The 14,578-nt window shown below is 47.1% G+C and carries 13 protein-coding genes; 7 read left to right on the forward strand and 6 right to left on the reverse strand.

Annotated elements, in window-relative coordinates:
- Window positions 1–11: 11 nt before the first annotated feature.
- The 3 genes from ytxJ to AAC052_RS08660 form a co-directional block, all read right to left on the reverse strand.
- On the reverse strand, window positions 12–365 hold the full coding sequence (gene ytxJ, locus AAC052_RS08650) for a bacillithiol system redox-active protein YtxJ (protein WP_339812570.1): 354 nt from the start codon (window positions 363–365) through the stop codon (window positions 12–14).
- 1 nt (window position 366) lies between these two features.
- Window positions 367–2,073: a hypothetical protein gene (locus tag AAC052_RS08655; RefSeq protein WP_339812573.1), complete on the reverse strand. Its 1,707-nt coding sequence runs from the start codon at window positions 2,071–2,073 to the stop codon at window positions 367–369.
- Between the two features lie 142 nt (window positions 2,074–2,215).
- Complete coding sequence (locus AAC052_RS08660) at window positions 2,216–4,192, reverse strand: dehydrogenase E1 component subunit alpha/beta (protein WP_339812902.1); 1,977 nt, start codon at window positions 4,190–4,192, stop codon at window positions 2,216–2,218.
- Window positions 4,193–4,380: 188 nt separating this feature from the next.
- Here AAC052_RS08660 and AAC052_RS08665 point away from each other — a divergent pair, with 188 nt between their 5' ends.
- The 3 genes from AAC052_RS08665 to mnmD are packed head-to-tail and all read left to right on the forward strand — an operon-like array spanning window position 4,381 to window position 6,802.
- Entirely contained in the window at window positions 4,381–5,619 is a 1,239-nt protein-coding gene (locus AAC052_RS08665; RefSeq protein ID WP_339812576.1) for a pitrilysin family protein, read from the forward strand.
- Window positions 5,616–6,125: a 2-C-methyl-D-erythritol 2,4-cyclodiphosphate synthase gene (ispF, locus tag AAC052_RS08670; protein WP_151997616.1), complete on the forward strand. Its 510-nt coding sequence runs from the start codon at window positions 5,616–5,618 to the stop codon at window positions 6,123–6,125. The genes AAC052_RS08665 and ispF overlap by 4 nt, the downstream gene beginning before the upstream one ends.
- Window positions 6,125–6,802 carry a tRNA (5-methylaminomethyl-2-thiouridine)(34)-methyltransferase MnmD gene (gene mnmD / locus AAC052_RS08675; RefSeq protein ID WP_317489324.1) on the forward strand — a complete coding sequence of 226 codons (678 nt, stop codon included), beginning with the start codon at window positions 6,125–6,127 and terminating at the stop codon, window positions 6,800–6,802. Before ispF ends, mnmD begins: the two co-directional genes overlap by 1 nt.
- Window position 6,803: 1 nt before the next feature.
- On the opposite strand, the gene AAC052_RS08680 is transcribed toward mnmD, so the two are convergent.
- A complete protein-coding gene (locus AAC052_RS08680) occupies window positions 6,804–7,661 on the reverse strand; it encodes a class II glutamine amidotransferase (RefSeq protein WP_317489323.1) in 858 nt (285 codons plus the stop codon).
- A 144-nt stretch (window positions 7,662–7,805) separates the two neighbouring features.
- Here AAC052_RS08680 and AAC052_RS08685 point away from each other — a divergent pair, with 144 nt between their 5' ends.
- Both AAC052_RS08685 and AAC052_RS08690 read left to right on the forward strand, forming a co-directional pair.
- Window positions 7,806–8,555 carry a DUF4190 domain-containing protein gene (locus AAC052_RS08685; RefSeq protein WP_339812577.1) on the forward strand — a complete coding sequence of 250 codons (750 nt, stop codon included), beginning with the start codon at window positions 7,806–7,808 and terminating at the stop codon, window positions 8,553–8,555.
- A gap of 530 nt (window positions 8,556–9,085) precedes the next feature.
- Window positions 9,086–9,406, forward strand: a complete 321-nt coding sequence (locus AAC052_RS08690) for a HigA family addiction module antitoxin (RefSeq protein WP_317489319.1) — start codon at window positions 9,086–9,088, stop codon at window positions 9,404–9,406.
- A 24-nt stretch (window positions 9,407–9,430) separates the two neighbouring features.
- Here the strand turns inward: AAC052_RS08690 and AAC052_RS08695 are convergent, their stop codons facing one another.
- Window positions 9,431–12,358 carry an FAD-linked oxidase C-terminal domain-containing protein gene (locus AAC052_RS08695; protein ID WP_339812578.1) on the reverse strand — a complete coding sequence of 976 codons (2,928 nt, stop codon included), beginning with the start codon at window positions 12,356–12,358 and terminating at the stop codon, window positions 9,431–9,433.
- Window positions 12,359–12,437: 79 nt separating this feature from the next.
- Window positions 12,438–12,860, reverse strand: coding sequence for a hypothetical protein (locus tag AAC052_RS08700; RefSeq protein WP_339812580.1), 423 nt, complete (start codon window positions 12,858–12,860; stop codon window positions 12,438–12,440).
- Window positions 12,861–12,986: 126 nt separating this feature from the next.
- Between AAC052_RS08700 and AAC052_RS08705 the strand changes: the two genes are divergently transcribed.
- Window positions 12,987–13,589, forward strand: coding sequence for a YceI family protein (locus AAC052_RS08705; RefSeq protein WP_339812582.1), 603 nt, complete (start codon window positions 12,987–12,989; stop codon window positions 13,587–13,589).
- Between the two features lie 7 nt (window positions 13,590–13,596).
- Complete coding sequence (locus tag AAC052_RS08710; RefSeq protein WP_339788564.1) at window positions 13,597–14,574, forward strand: SUMF1/EgtB/PvdO family nonheme iron enzyme; 978 nt, start codon at window positions 13,597–13,599, stop codon at window positions 14,572–14,574.
- Window positions 14,575–14,578: the final 4 nt, after the last annotated feature.

Here is a 14,578-nt window from a genome sequence, read left to right on the forward strand (position 1 = left end):
CTCTGGCACCTTTACAGCACAACATCTTTGGTTGCCGACTTGATCGCATCATAGGAAATACTGAAATGCGAAGCGTCGTAAACGGGCTTGCCCTGAAAGAGCACTATAGCTTGTGGAGACTGGTGCTCAATGCCCAACTCATTTGCCACAGCGTGCGACGCTGGTCTATTGGCTAGCAGGTCCAGGTAGTAAGGTTTCCAGTCCTTCATCTCACTTTCGTCCCATTTGCGTTCGATCCTGTCCAGTGACGCCGCACTTATAGAACAGCTGGTGCTGTGCTTAAAAATGAGCACTGGATGAGAATTTGATTCTTCGATAACGCTTTCAATCTGCTCAGGCGAGGTGAGCTTATTCCATTTGATCATACTAATAATTCCAGATGTCTCTTTCTTTTTTGTCGTACTTAGGCTTATCAGGCCCATTTTTAACACCCTTTGCTACCTCTTTGTTCCCGCTCACTCTCACCAATATGATATTAAGCTCCCGCCATTCTTTTCTGAGCTTTCTGGAGTTAATCTTCTTGCCTGTGACATAGGCGATACTGGGGTGGCTATCGCCCGCTCCTCGTTTTATTTTAAAACCACCGGTATACTCAGCGAGGCGTCCTGCCTCTTTCTCTGCGTGATGCTTTTCTCTTCCCTCCGTTCTCACCTTCAAGAAGCCTCTGTATTCATTGTACATTAAGGCGTATCCTTTGTTTTGTAGCTTTTCAGCAAACTTAGACACCCTTTTTCCGTCACCCTGCCAGTCGGTGATCATCTCATTGTATCTTTTCCTGAAGCTCCTGTCTCTTGGTGTGGTTACGATAGTGGGGATATGGGTCGACACCAGCGGATTATAATTATTGTCTCTTCTCTTTTCTTTATCAGGCAGGGAAAACTGTCTTGCTTCGTCGGAGATTGACCTGTTAACTCCGTTCCCGGGCCGATAGAACCCCGCTTCCTTGCTGTACCTCGGCGTAGCCTTTCCTATTGGGAGAAACCCTGATGTATTATTGAACCCAATCACCCAACCTCCCTTTTTCACTACAAAACCCTGGTCTTTGCTATACCTCGGAGAAATGCTTTCCGGCGAAACCTGCTTGGGAGCCTTGCTATACCTGGGGGACACACTTCCGGGAGAAACCAGCTTGGGAGGTACACTGTATCTTGGCGACACACTTTTGGGAGATACCTGCTTGGGAGCCACACTGTAGCGAGGTGAAACACTCTCGGGTGACACTCGCTTCTGGGGTTTGCTGTACCTCGGGCCAGCTTTGGCTATTGGCAATATTCCTGGGGTCTTTCTAAAACCAAAAATCCACTTACTCTTGTTGGTGACAAAACCCTGGCTTTCGCTGTAGCGTGGTGAGACGCTTCCGGGTGAAACCTGCTTGGGGGCCTTGCTGTACCTGGGAGACACGCTTTCGGGAGATACCCTCTTTTGGGGCTTACTGTACCTTGGGCCTGCCTTCGCAATTGGCAATATCCCAGGGGTATTCTTAAAGCCAATAACATACCCCCCCTTTTTAACCACAAACCCCTGGCTTTGGCTGTACCGGGGGTTAACTGACTGAGGACTTACTCTTGGTTGCGGCACAGAATACCTGGGTGAGGCGGCGTAGCGTTTGGTTCGGTCAAACCCTGGGTTTTTTGAATACCTTGGGTTAGGAGAGTTGGGGTTATAGATGCCAATTTTTGGAGAGAGCCGTATCATTGGCACTCGCCTGCGTTGCTTACTTGCCTTTTCGCTATTGGACCTGTACTTAACTTTTGATTTTCTTCGGGAGACCTTTTCAGGCTCTGAAAAACGGGCGGAGGATCGGGGTGAATTATCGATAGAAACACCGCCGCCAGTTGACTGATAGTTGGCTCCCTGCCTGATATTCTTCTTTGGCCGCTTAACGGTTCTTGTGTCTACTTTCCTGTCTTTCTTTGAGACTCGCCCAGCGTTTTTTTCGGATCTCCCCTTTTTTCTATTGAGAAAAAAACCGGGATTTTCAGGCTTTTCGTCAACGGTCTTTAGCTTATTCCTCCCCTCCAGCAACTGAGCCCTTGCCGCATCAGCAGAAGCCATCCATAACAGAACGGCCAACAAGCTAATCCAGGTAAGCCTCAAGGCTGATGAGGTGAAAGATTTAAAAGAAGAAGAAATAAACACCCGTTAAACTCAATTAAGTAAACCTAAAGCGGCAATATATAAAATTAATGCCCAAATGAAGAATTGACAGCCTTTACTAAAAACGCAAAAGTTCTTCGATTCTTTCCTTCAGGCGGCCTTTTGGTAAAAAATTTTGCTCCAATGCCGGCGCAAAAGGCACTGGCGTGTCAAGACTTGCTTCACGCATAACTGGTGCATCAAGACTGGTGAAGCAATGCTCACTTATCCAGGCAGCGATTTCGGCACCGATGCCACCCGTGAGGCAATCCTCATGCAGCACCAACACTTTGCCTGTTTTCTTCACTGTCTCCCTTACCGCTTCCTTGTCCCAGGGTAATAATGTCCTTAAATCGACAATATCAGCAGACACACCCAGTTCATTACAAACATGCTGAGCCCAGTGTACCCCAATACCGTAGGTAATAATGGAAATATCTGTGCCTTCGGCAGCTAGTCGGGCTTTACCTATTTCGACAGTGTAGTAATCATCAGGAATCTCTTCAGTAAGGGAGCGGTAGAGCACTTTGTGCTCAAAGTACATGTAGGGGTTGGGGTCTTCCAAAGCGGCATTCAGCAGACCCTTGGCGTCATACACCGTGGACGGATAAACTATTTTCAGCCCTGGCGTGTGAAAAAACCAGGCTTCGTTGGATTGACTGTGGAATGGCCCTGCAGCTACTCCAGCCCCGGTTGGCATCCTCACTACCACATCTGCTTTCTGACCCCACCGCCAATGGCTCTTGGCCAGGTTGTTCACTATTTGGTTGAAGCCTTCAGTTACGAAATCGGCAAACTGCATTTCTACCATCGACTTCATACCCTTGATAGAAAGCCCAAGGCCTGTTCCTATGATGGCCGACTCGCACAATGGCGTGTTGCGCACCCTGTCCTTTCCAAATTTCTCAACAAAGCCATCCGTCGCTTTGAAAACTCCGCCGTACTCTGCAATGTCCTGACCCATGAGCACAAGCTCGGGGTACCTTTCCATGCTTTGGCGAAGCCCGTCAGTAATGGCATCAAGAAAGCGCTTCGGGGAGGTGCTTTTGCTCTTTGGCACAACTACTTGCTGCTCGAAAGGGCTGTAAAGGTCAGCCAGCTCCTGCTCCGTCGACGGAACCACCTCCGGCTCGCTAAAAGCTATTTTCACAGCCTTGTCCACCTGGGCTTTTATTTTCTTCCTGGTCTTTTCTGCAGTCTCGGCGGACAGCACACCAGTTTCGAGCAGGTATTGTTCAAAATTATTAATTGGATCTTTGGTCGCCCAATAGTCCATTAGCTCCTTAGGCACGTACTTGGTGCCGGATGCCTCCTCGTGCCCCCGCATCCGAAATGTGTTGGCTTCGATCAGAATTGGTCGTGGATTTTTTCTAATATCTTCCGCCAACCTGGATATGTTAAGATAAACCTCCAGGATATTATTACCGTCGATACTGATCGTCTCGATACCATAGCCTGGCCCTTTGTCCACAAAAGATTTGAACTTGAATTGTTCGTTGCTGGGTGTACTCAGGCCGTAGCCATTATTTTCTACAATAAAAAGCACCGGCAAATTCCAGACAGCCGCCACATTAAGTGCCTCGTGGAAATCGCCCTCGCTACTACCACCATCGCCAGTAAAAACAGCGGTTGCAGTATTCTCCTTTTTCAGCTTACCCGCCAGGGCAATGCCATCTGCCAGTGCCAACTGCGGCCCCAAATGGCTGATCATGCCTACAATCTTAAACTCTTGGGTGCCAAAGTGAAATGACCGATCCCGGCCTTTGGTAAACCCATTGGTCGTGCCCTGAAACTGCGAAAAAAGTCTTTCGTAGGGGATACCACGGGAGGTAAACACGCCAAGATTGCGATGCATTGGCAGGATATATTCACTTTCGTTTAGCGCTAGTGTGGCTCCAACGGATATTGCCTCCTGGCCAATGCCTGAAAACCATTTGCTGATTTTGTTCTGACGAAGAAGGATCAGCATTTTCTCTTCGATCAGCCTGGGTTCTAAAAGCTTTTCGTATATGGAAAGAAGCTGTTTGTCAGTCAGCGACTTCCTGTCAAATTTCATTTGGGTGTGGGTTCCGGCCGCAATTGCCATAATCTGTTGTTTAATTGTTAGCCAAATGTAAATGTTTGAGCTTTGCGGAGGAAAGCGGAGATGGAAAATTCTTCGCAAAACCGAACCTTTTACTTATTCGATGTAGTTTCGGACAATAGTATCAGTGAATGCTTATTTTAGCGACAATTTTGTAGCAAATGATTCAATTTGAAAGTTTTAAACTGGCCAATGGGCTGGAGGTGCACGTTATACCCGACCCCAGCACCGAACTGGCAGTGGTCAATATCTTATACAAGGTAGGCTCGAGAGATGAGGAAGAGCATAAGACCGGCTTTGCACATCTTTTTGAGCACCTGATGTTTGGCGGCTCAAAGCATATTCCAAGCTACGATGAGCCGCTTCAGCTGGTGGGCGGGGAAAACAACGCCTTTACCAGCCCCGACATTACCAACTATTATATCACATTACCGGCTGCCAATATCGAGACGGCTTTTTGGCTGGAGTCGGATCGTATGCTGAGTTTATCGTTTGACCCGAAAGTGCTGGAAGTGCAGCAAAAAGTGGTGATTGAGGAATTCAAACAGCGCTATCTGAACCAGCCTTACGGCGATATTTGGCTGAAGTTGAGACCTCTGGCCTATAAAGAGCACTCCTATAAATGGGCGACCATCGGAAAGGAAATTTCCCACATAGAGAATGCGACCATGATGGATGTGCAAGACTTTTTCTTCAAATATTACCGTCCTAATAATGCTGTCCTGGTGGTGGCCGGCAAGGTCACTACTGAACAAGTACAAAAATTGGCAGAGAAGTGGTTTGGTCCTATTCCGGCAGGGGATGTTCCAGCACGGCGCTTGCGAGCGGAACCAAAGCAACATGATGCACGAATAATGAATGTGCAATCAAAAGTGCCTTTAAGTGCTCTGTACAAAACGTTCCATATGAGTGGACGGGCAGCCGACAACTATCAATCGATCGATTTTCTGGGAGATATTCTGGGCAGAGGGAAATCGAGCAGGTTGTACAATGTGCTGGTGAAGGAGAAAAAAATATTCAACAGCATCCAGTCGTATGTGCTGGGCTCCATTGACCCCGGCCTGCTGATGATTGATGGCAAGCTGAATGAAGGCCATACCTTTGACGAAGCTGAAAAGGCAATTGATGAGGTGTTGAGCGAAATAAAATCGAAAAAGATTAACGATGATGAGTTGATCAAAGTGAAAAACAAAGCACTTTCATCTCTTGTTTTCTCTGAAGTGGAGTTGCTGAACCAGGCAATGAATGTGGCTTTCATGTCGTTTCTGGGAGACCCAAACTGGGTGAACAAGGAAACCGATAAAATCGAATCGGTGACTACAGACAATATTCTTGACGAAGCCAACAACATTCTCGCCAAAGCCAATAGCTCCACGCTCTACTACGAAGCAATAAAATGAAAAAGCCAACTATCAGGATCGGTTACGGATACGATGTGCACCAGCTAAAGGAAGGCTACGACCTATGGCTTGGGGGCATAAAAATCGACCATGAAAAAGGTGCTGTTGGGCACTCAGACGCCGACGTGATCATTCACGTAATTTGCGACGCTATTCTAGGCGCTGCCAATATGCGGGATATTGGTTATCACTTCCCCGACACAGATCCAAAATACAAGGGAATTGACAGTAAAAAACTCCTCGACGAGGTGATGACCCTCATTAGAAATAAACACTATGAAGTGGGAAACATTGACGTGACCCTCTGCGCTCAAAGGCCAAAAGTGAACCCGTTTATTCCCAAAATGGTGGCAGTTCTTTCCGAGGTAATGGATGTAGCTGAGGAAGATATTTCCATAAAAGCCACTACCACCGAAAAGCTGGGCTTCGTTGGAACCGAACAAGGTATTGCTGCCCACGCTGTAGCGCTCATTTATAGAGTAGAAAAAACAAAGGGCGGAGGTTGATGGACTCAAATGTTCACCTGATCCTGACAGAAGACGGCTCACATTCCTTGAAGAATGAAGCACTCAATGAGACCTACCACTCGTTCCATGGTGCAGTCCAGGAATCCGCTCACGTTTTTATCGAAATGGGGCTCAGGCATTGGTGTAACCATCACGAAGGTACACCGAGCATTCTGGAAATTGGCTTTGGCACAGGGCTTAATGCCTATCTCAGTCTGATCTTTGCTGAAAAGCATGCCCGACCGGTAGCCTTCGAGACGCTGGAGACTTTTCCCCTGCCAACCGAGATTTATGAAAACCTGAACTATGCCGATCTGATTGGAGAAGGCGAGCTGCCAAAGTACTTTCAACTGCTTCACAGCTCCGACTGGGGTAAGCCCGTGGAAATTACCCAGCACTTTTTCCTAAAGAAGCTTGAAACTCCGGTACACGACTATTCCCCAACCACTCCTTTCAATATCATCTACTTCGATGCATTTGCTCCCAACAAGCAGCCCGACATGTGGACGATGGAAGTGATACAAAAGATGTATGACTCGCTTGCTGCCGGGGGTTTTCTGGTAACATATTGTGCACAGGGGCAGTTTAAGCGAAACCTGAAGCAAGCGGGTTTTACAGTGGAGGAACTCCCCGGCCCGCCAGGCAAAAAGGAAATGGTAAGGGCTTTGAAAAAGTAGTTCAGGCCGTTACCTTTCTCAAGCTCACACTCAAGTCCTTTTTTACCAAAATCATATGATTATCGGGAATGGGTTTCCAGTCCTCAGCAAACTCCGTCAGTTTTTCCGATACAATCATCACCGACTTTTCTTCCGGCGTGGCAGGCAACATATGGCACATGCCGTCCTCGCACACATAGCGGCTTCCCTCTGAGTAATATAAAGTCAATGGCTTGTCGCTCGGATTAGAAATGTACCGCAGGCCCACCATTCGCTCACCGTCCACAAACACCATGTTGAGGTAGGCAGGGTCTGTGATCTCAGCTTCGTGCATGGCAGCCTTCATGTCGATAATCATTTCCTCGAAGGAGTCGGCCACATCCTCGGCGTCGAAGTTGGCACCTCTTGTCGCCAGCTTATCAAGGAAAACAGCGAATAGATGTTCAGAATCCGTCTGACCTTTGATCCAGCGATAGCGATCTTCATGCAGCGAGCTGGTTAGCCGTCGCTTTATTTTGATGAATTCCTCAACGCCACCATTGTGCAGCATCAGGTAGTTGTGGTAATGAAAAGGGTGGCAGTTGGCTTCCGACACGTCTCCTTCACTGGCAGCACGAACATGGGCCACCAGGCATTCTGACTTTACTTTTGGCGCCAGGTAGCGGAGGTTGCGGTTGTTCCATGCCGGGTAAATCGACACAAAAGTGGCGGGGTCGGGCGAAATCTCCTTGTGGTACCAGCCTACGCCGAAACCGTCGCCATTGAGCGGCTCCTCAATTTCTTTGGCGCTAAAGCTCTGTTTGATCATGGAGTTTTTAGGCTCATACAGGAATTTATCCATCAGGATAGGTCTTCCCAGGTAGGCGAGGAGTCGGCACATAATTTGTTAGGGTTAAATAGTAGAAAAAGTAGCTGTTTCTTTTGATATTAGTTGTGAACAGCTAATAATATTTTTTGGCGGAGTGGCGGCGCAGTTGATTGTAGCAATTATTTCGTCATCCAATTTTTTAAACTTATTAATGTTATGGAAATCATTCGTTCGATGGAGCATAGCCTCCTAACAGTCGGTTTGTATCGCAACGAGAAGAAAAAACACTCAGTTCTCAATTCTCTAAGCAAAGCTGCCTCGGCAACTCTCTTTATTCTACTGGCGGGGTTAGTAACATTGTCTGGTTGTTCCACGCCCAAATACTATCGGTTTCATGAAACCACCTATTCTTCCGGCCCAACAGCAAAAACCCTGGATCGGCTGGCAAACAAGTCGCCTATAGTGGAGCATGCCCTGGAAGGCCGGGAAATTTCTTTGGAAGGTGAGTTGTTTAGCACTGCAGCGCAGAGGGATGCAACCTCCAATCACTCAAAAAAGAAACTTAGGAAAGACATCAAAATGATTGTTCGGGGAAGCTCGGGTTGGAATGAAATGGCCTCTGCGAAAAAGGCCACCGGGGATGTAACGCCAAGCCTGACCGACAATGTTGCTGAAGAGCCTCCGAAAAAAAACAAGGCAGCGGGGGCGGCATTTACTATGTTCATCATCTCTATGCTTAGCATTTTGGCCGCAATTGTTATTGCGCCAGAGTTCCTGTTTTTTCTGTTCTTGTTGATTCCAGCCACCATTTATGGCTATATCGGCTTGAAACAGATCAAAGAGACAGGAGAGTCTGGGAAAGGTAAAGCCCTATTTACGGCCATTTTTGGCACTTGCGTTTTGCTTTTCGTGCTAATATTCATGATCTATTTTGAGCTGGAAGACGGGGAGTGGTTGCTGTGGTGAGGGAGTGGAGGGATCTTTGTACTGAAAAGGGGTTCCCTTGCCAAAAAAAGGTTTGACATAAGAAATAATTTGAACCTGTTACGTATCAGGTGTCAAAAATTAGTTATATTTGTCTCATTGGCAAAAGGCCATCGAAAGTTCTTTGAAATGCGGGCAACAAATAATTCATTATTGTATCAGTGATTATTTCAATCAAAAGCAAAGCGCTAGAACGTTTCCTAATAAAAGGAGATGTATCTGGCGTGAATCAAATGCATGTCAAGAAGCTCCGAAGATTAGTTTCAAGGCTGAATGTGGCATCTGATTTAAATGACCTATCCTTTCCTGGTAGTGGTTTTCATCCATTGAAAGGAGAATTGAAAGGATATTATGCTTTAAGTGTGAGTGGTAACTGGAGGTTGGTTTTTCGCTTCGAAAAGGGCGATGTTATTGACCTTGACTATCTGGATTATCACTAGTTGGATTATTTGTTGCTGAAGTAGAAGGTTATACTATAGTGGTACTGTATAAAAATGAATAAAGAGCGAACAATGATAATGAAAGAATATATGATGTACGACCCCTCCCACCCAGGAGAAATCCTTCGTGAAGATTACATGGAGCCTCTAAATATAGATGTAACGTCCATGGCAGAGAAGGTGATGATATCAAGGAAGCAACTTTCCTTGATCTTGAATGAAAAAGCAGGCATCAGTCCGCTGATGTCTCTTAAACTAGCAAAGGTATTCGGGACAAGCCCCGAGTTTTTCCTTCGACTTCAGCAACAATATGATCTTGCCAAAGCAAGGACGGAATTTGAAAAAATTGAAAAAGACCTTCCTGTGCTATACCACGAAGAAAACCCGGCCTAGACCGGGTTTTCTTGTTTTAAGTCTCTAAACCAACGCCTCCCAAAGCACCTCCACAGGATGCTTCGCCACTCTGTCGGTTCCATCTTTGATCTGATGACGGCAGCTTGTGCCTGGTGCGGCAATGATGGTGTCGTCAGCTTCTTTCCTTACTGTTGGGAAGAGCACCAGCTCCCCAATTTGCATGGAAACCTCATAGTGTTCTTTCTCATAGCCAAAAGAGCCTGCCATCCCACAGCAACCACTTGGTATCATCAGCACCTCATAATTTTTAGGGAGGCTAAGCATTTTCTTGGAAGGCACTACCGAGCTCAAGGCCTTTTGGTGACAGTGACCATGTAGCCTGATTCTTTTCTTCTCTTCCGTAAACTGCTCTGCCTTGATATTGCCCTTTTCCATTTCGGCAGCCAAAAATTCGTCAATCAGGAAAGTGTTTTTCGCAATTTCCCTGGCCTGCTCCTTTACTTCACCTCTGGTCAGGTCGATGTATTCATCCCTGAAAGAGAAAATCGTACTTGGTTCAATCCCCAGCAGTGGCTTTTCATTTGATACCTTACCTGCCAGCAACTTGATGTTCTTTTCTGCCAGTTTTTGGGCTTCCCTGATCAGCCCTTTTGACAGATGCGCCCGACCTGACTCTTCGTGATCAGGCATTTCCACGACATAGCCTAGCTTGTCCAGGAGTTTTACAGCTGTTGCTCCGATCTCGGCGTCGTTGTAGTCGGTAAACTCGTCGCAAAACATGAGCACGCTGCCTTTGGCTTCAGATGGATCTACAGTCGGTTTAAACTTCTTCTCAAACCAGGCACGAAAAGTTGTTGTGCTTAACCTCGGGATGGGCCTGTCCTGAGCAAAGCCAAGGAATGCTTTAATAATAGGTGCTGTTACCGAATTGCTGATGCTGAAATTGTACAAGCCAGGGGCTATGGATGCCAGCTTGCTGGCTTTGGCAAAGCCGGCCACCATTCTGCTGCGGAAGGGGATGCCATTCGCTTCGTGATAATGCTGTGTGAACTCTGCTTTCAGTTTACCCATGTCCACATTGCTGGGGCACTCTGATTTGCAGCCTTTGCACGACAGGCACAAATCCATCACTTCTTTGATCTCTTTGTGATCGAATGGGTTTTTCTTTGTGCTGCTGGTCAGCATTTCCCTGAGCATGTTCGCCCTTGCTCTGGTGGTTTCTTTCTCGTTACGGGTAGCCATGAAGCTCGGGCACATGGTGCCTCCGCTCAAATGGGTTTTTCTACAGTCGCCTGAGCCGTTGCATTGCTCAGCTGCCCGAACGATGCCAAGGGTATCGGAAAAATCAAAGAGCGTGTCAATTTCTTTGGTCCCCTGCCCGATTGTATACCGAAGAGATGTATCCATCGGCGGTGTGCGGACGATCTTGCCGGGGTTCAGGATATTTTCCGGATCAAAGACATCTTTGACCCTCTCCATCAACTCATAGTTTTTCTGGCCCACCATCAGAGGGATGAACTCCCCTCTCAGTCTGCCGTCGCCATGCTCTCCACTTAAGCTACCTTTGTATTTTTTCACCAGGGTCGCTATTTCCTCGGCAATGGTGCGGAACATTTGCTGGCCCTCGGCGATCTTCAGGTCAAGAATAGGACGGAGGTGCAGCTCTCCTGTGCTGGCATGTGCATAATGCACGCTGCTCAGTCCATATTTATGAAGAATCTCATTGAACTCCCTGATATACTCCGGCAGCTCGTTTACATCCACAGCGGTGTCCTCAATCACCGGAACGGCTTTGGCGTCTCCGGGCATGTTGGCTAATAATCCGAGCCCTGCTTTTCTCAAGGTCCATATCTTACCCATATCGTCGCCAAAGAGAACTGGAAAATGATAGCCCAGGCCAACTGACTGCATCTCAGCAATCATTGCCGCAACGTCTCTGTCTCTTTCTTCGGCTGTTTCCCTTCCGATTTCAACCACCAAAATGGCTCCCGGGTCTCCTTGAATAAAGAACCTGTTTTTGTTCTGTTCGATGTTGCTCTTGGTACAATCGAGAATGATCTTGTCGATGAGCTCGCAGGCACTTGGGTTGTATTTGAGCGCAATGAGGTTGCCCCGCAAGCTTTCTTCGATGGTATTATAGTGAACGCAAACCAGTGCCCTGTCTTTTGGGGGAAGTGGTACAAGATTAAGCTTCAATTCAGTGATAAAAGCAAGCGTGCCTTCGGATCCAGCCAGCAGCGAGCAAAGGTTGAAGTCGGGGCCTGTTTCGATGAAAGGCTTTTCCCTCAGGAGCATGTCCATGGCATACCCTGTGTTGCGCCTGGGGATGCTTACCTTGGGGAATTCCCGCTCAATTTCCGCCTGGTTTTCGGCATCATTTAGAATATCGAATAGCTCCCTGTAAATTTGATTTTCGAGGGTGGAATTATTTTCTATCTTCTTGATGAACTCGTCCGGGTCCAGTGAATGAAAGACTGCATCGGAGCCATCACTTAGGATTACTTTTGCTTCCAGCAGGTGCTCACGGGTGCTGCCGTACACCACAGAATTGGAGCCGCAGGAGTTGTTACCGACCATCCCACCTACCATCGCCCTATTGGCTGTGGACGTCTCCGGAGCAAACATTAGACCGAACGGAGCCAGGTGTTTGTTCAAATCATCACGCACAACGCCCGGATGCAGCCGCACCCACTTTTCTTCCTTGTTTACCTCAAGTATCCGGGTAAAATGCTTGGACACGTCTACTACAATGCCGCTGCCCACCACCTGGCCTGCCAGCGAGGTACCAGCAGTACGTGGAATCAGAGAGGTTTTATGCTGACGAGCAAATTCAATAAGTTTCTTGATGTCGGAAATGCTCTTTGGCATAGCCACAGCGAGCGGCATTTCCTTGTAGGCGGACGCATCCGTAGCGTATAACCTCCGCAGCACATCGTCAATAAAGAACTCTCCTTCCAGGGTCGAGCCGAAGGATTTTAAGGTGTTTTGCATAAGTCACAAAGAAGAATTCAAATTTATGACTTGATTCAAACAAATGAACAATAAGGGGGATATTCTTTGCCTCAAAGGGCTAAATCTTCGTGAGCACAAAGTCTTTCTTTTCACCCTGCTCGAAGCTTTTTAGTGTCATGCTGTCATCGGTTTTTTCATATACCTGCCAGGTACCATTGATTACTTTGGATGGTTCCTTTGGATTGGTAAGATCGACGGTCAAAACCTTTGTGGCCTCATCTACCTCATAAGAGCCATAGGAATCGTTCTGCCCATTCTTGTTGACAAGAAAATCGCCATTCGAAAATATTTCAAATGTGAGCTCCGAAAGCGTTGTCGTTTCATCAGCTCCTTCCAGCTTGAAAGTTGTAATCGACCATTCTCCTTCAAAGTCCGCCGCTGTGATAGCCACCGGCTTGGGGTCTTCATCTTTGCTGCATCCGAGCATTGCCACTGCCACAAATAGTAAGGCCCATTGCCTCCCCACACCTTTCATCGTCATCCGTTTCTTTTTTATTGTATGAATTTAAACAATTAATCAGGCCTTTACACTGATTCGTCAAATGATTCTTCTGGTTCTCGTCATTTTACATTTAATTTATTATTCGAAAGGAATTACTTAAACGAAATGAAAAGAACACACCCGATTTTACTGGCGGTTGCCTTTTTGGCAATTTTTAGCCATAGCTATGGTCAAAACTCAGATTTGAAAGTCAGCAAATCTTCCGAAATGTCAATTTCTGGCACCTCCACGCTCCATAGCTGGACCTGCAATGTCACTGACGTAAGCGGTACTGTTAAGGTAGATGAGAAAATTCTCAAAAAAGGCGAATTCAAGAAAGGCGATAAAATAGCGGCGGTGTCTATTACTGTGCCCGTGCTTAGTATCAAAAGCGAACGTGGTGAAACCATGGAGCAGAAAATGTACAATGCGCTCAAGTATGAAGAAAATCCGAACATTACATTTTCACTGACCGACAATCAGATTACTTCGCCCGGTAAAGAAACCTTTGCTGTAGAAGCAAAAGGCAACCTTACCATCGCTGGTAAAACAAAAGAGATCGCTCTCCCTGTAGCAGGAAAGCAGGATGCCAGTGGAAAGTATTCGTTCGAAGGTTCTTACAAACTAAATATGAAAGATTATGACATGGAGCCACCAACGGCCATGTTTGGACAGATAGTAACCGGAGAAGAAGTGGAAATATCATTTAAACTAATTGTAGAGGACTGATAAGATTATGTTGTTGAAAAGATTGCTAACTATTGGTTGCGTTTCGGTGGCAGGTTTCACTTACGCTCAAGAGGGCTTGGAGCCCATTACCAAGACGATAGAAGGAAGTGAGGTCTCGTTCAAAATGGTTCCCATTCCGGCAGGTACTTTTACAATGGGTAGCCCCGAAGGGGCAAAAAACAGAGAGGAAGACGAGGGCCCTGTTCATCAGGTAGCCCTGGAGGCATTCTATATGTCTGAAACAGAGGTGACATGGGAACTGTATGAACTATTCACCGACAAAGACAAAAGAGCTACTCTTGTGTATGTGGATGAGGCAAGCCAGAAGAAGGCCGATGCCATGGTAAAGCCCAGCACGCCTTATCTGGATCCCAGCTATGGCATGGGTAAGTATGGATTTCCCGCTACCAGCATGACACAGTATGCAGCCGTTACTTTTTGCAAATGGCTAAGCGAGACCACTGGTGAGTTCTACCGTCTGCCAACGGAAGCGGAATGGGAATACGCCTGCCGAGCCGGTTCAACCACAGCCTACTCATTTGGCGACAATGCAGATTCACTGAAAAGTTATGCCTGGTTTTACGATAACAGCAACGACAAATACCACGAGGTAAAAGGCAAGAAGCCGAATGCCTGGGGGCTTTACGACATGCATGGCAACGTGATGGAATGGACGCTCGACCAATACCAGGCAGACTACTATGCAACTGTTGCCGATGGTCAAACAAACCCGTGGAGAAAGCCTACTAACCTTCATCCGAGAACGGCCCGTGGAGGCTCATGGGACGACGACCCGGAAGATCTACGGTCGGCCAATAGAACAACATCAACCCCCAACTGGCAAAAGCGTGATCCACAGATTCCTAAAAGCTTCTGGTGGGCATCAGATGCTCCATTTGTGGGCATAAGACTGGTAAAGCCAGCCAAGCAACCAACAAAAGCAGAGCAAGCGGCCTTCTGGGCTTCCGTTCTTGACGAAGGTTAACTAT

The organism is uncultured Imperialibacter sp., from assembly GCF_963974565.1.
Lineage (GTDB): Bacteria > Bacteroidota > Bacteroidia > Cytophagales > Cyclobacteriaceae > Imperialibacter > Imperialibacter roseus.

Coding starts and splice junctions, on each gene's coding strand:
- ytxJ (WP_339812570.1), bottom strand. CDS start 365: ATGATCAAATGGAATAAGCTCACCTCGCCTGAGCAGATTGAAAGCGTT.
- AAC052_RS08660 (WP_339812902.1), bottom strand. CDS start 4,192: ATGAAATTTGACAGGAAGTCGCTGACTGACAAACAGCTTCTTTCCATA.
- AAC052_RS08665 (WP_339812576.1), top strand. CDS start 4,381: ATGATTCAATTTGAAAGTTTTAAACTGGCCAATGGGCTGGAGGTGCAC.
- ispF (WP_151997616.1), top strand. CDS start 5,616: ATGAAAAAGCCAACTATCAGGATCGGTTACGGATACGATGTGCACCAG.
- mnmD (WP_317489324.1), top strand. CDS start 6,125: ATGGACTCAAATGTTCACCTGATCCTGACAGAAGACGGCTCACATTCC.
- AAC052_RS08680 (WP_317489323.1), bottom strand. CDS start 7,661: ATGTGCCGACTCCTCGCCTACCTGGGAAGACCTATCCTGATGGATAAA.
- AAC052_RS08685 (WP_339812577.1), top strand. CDS start 7,806: ATGGAAATCATTCGTTCGATGGAGCATAGCCTCCTAACAGTCGGTTTG.
- AAC052_RS08690 (WP_317489319.1), top strand. CDS start 9,086: ATGATAATGAAAGAATATATGATGTACGACCCCTCCCACCCAGGAGAA.
- AAC052_RS08695 (WP_339812578.1), bottom strand. CDS start 12,358: ATGCAAAACACCTTAAAATCCTTCGGCTCGACCCTGGAAGGAGAGTTC.
- AAC052_RS08700 (WP_339812580.1), bottom strand. CDS start 12,860: ATGACGATGAAAGGTGTGGGGAGGCAATGGGCCTTACTATTTGTGGCA.
- AAC052_RS08705 (WP_339812582.1), top strand. CDS start 12,987: ATGAAAAGAACACACCCGATTTTACTGGCGGTTGCCTTTTTGGCAATT.
- AAC052_RS08710 (WP_339788564.1), top strand. CDS start 13,597: ATGTTGTTGAAAAGATTGCTAACTATTGGTTGCGTTTCGGTGGCAGGT.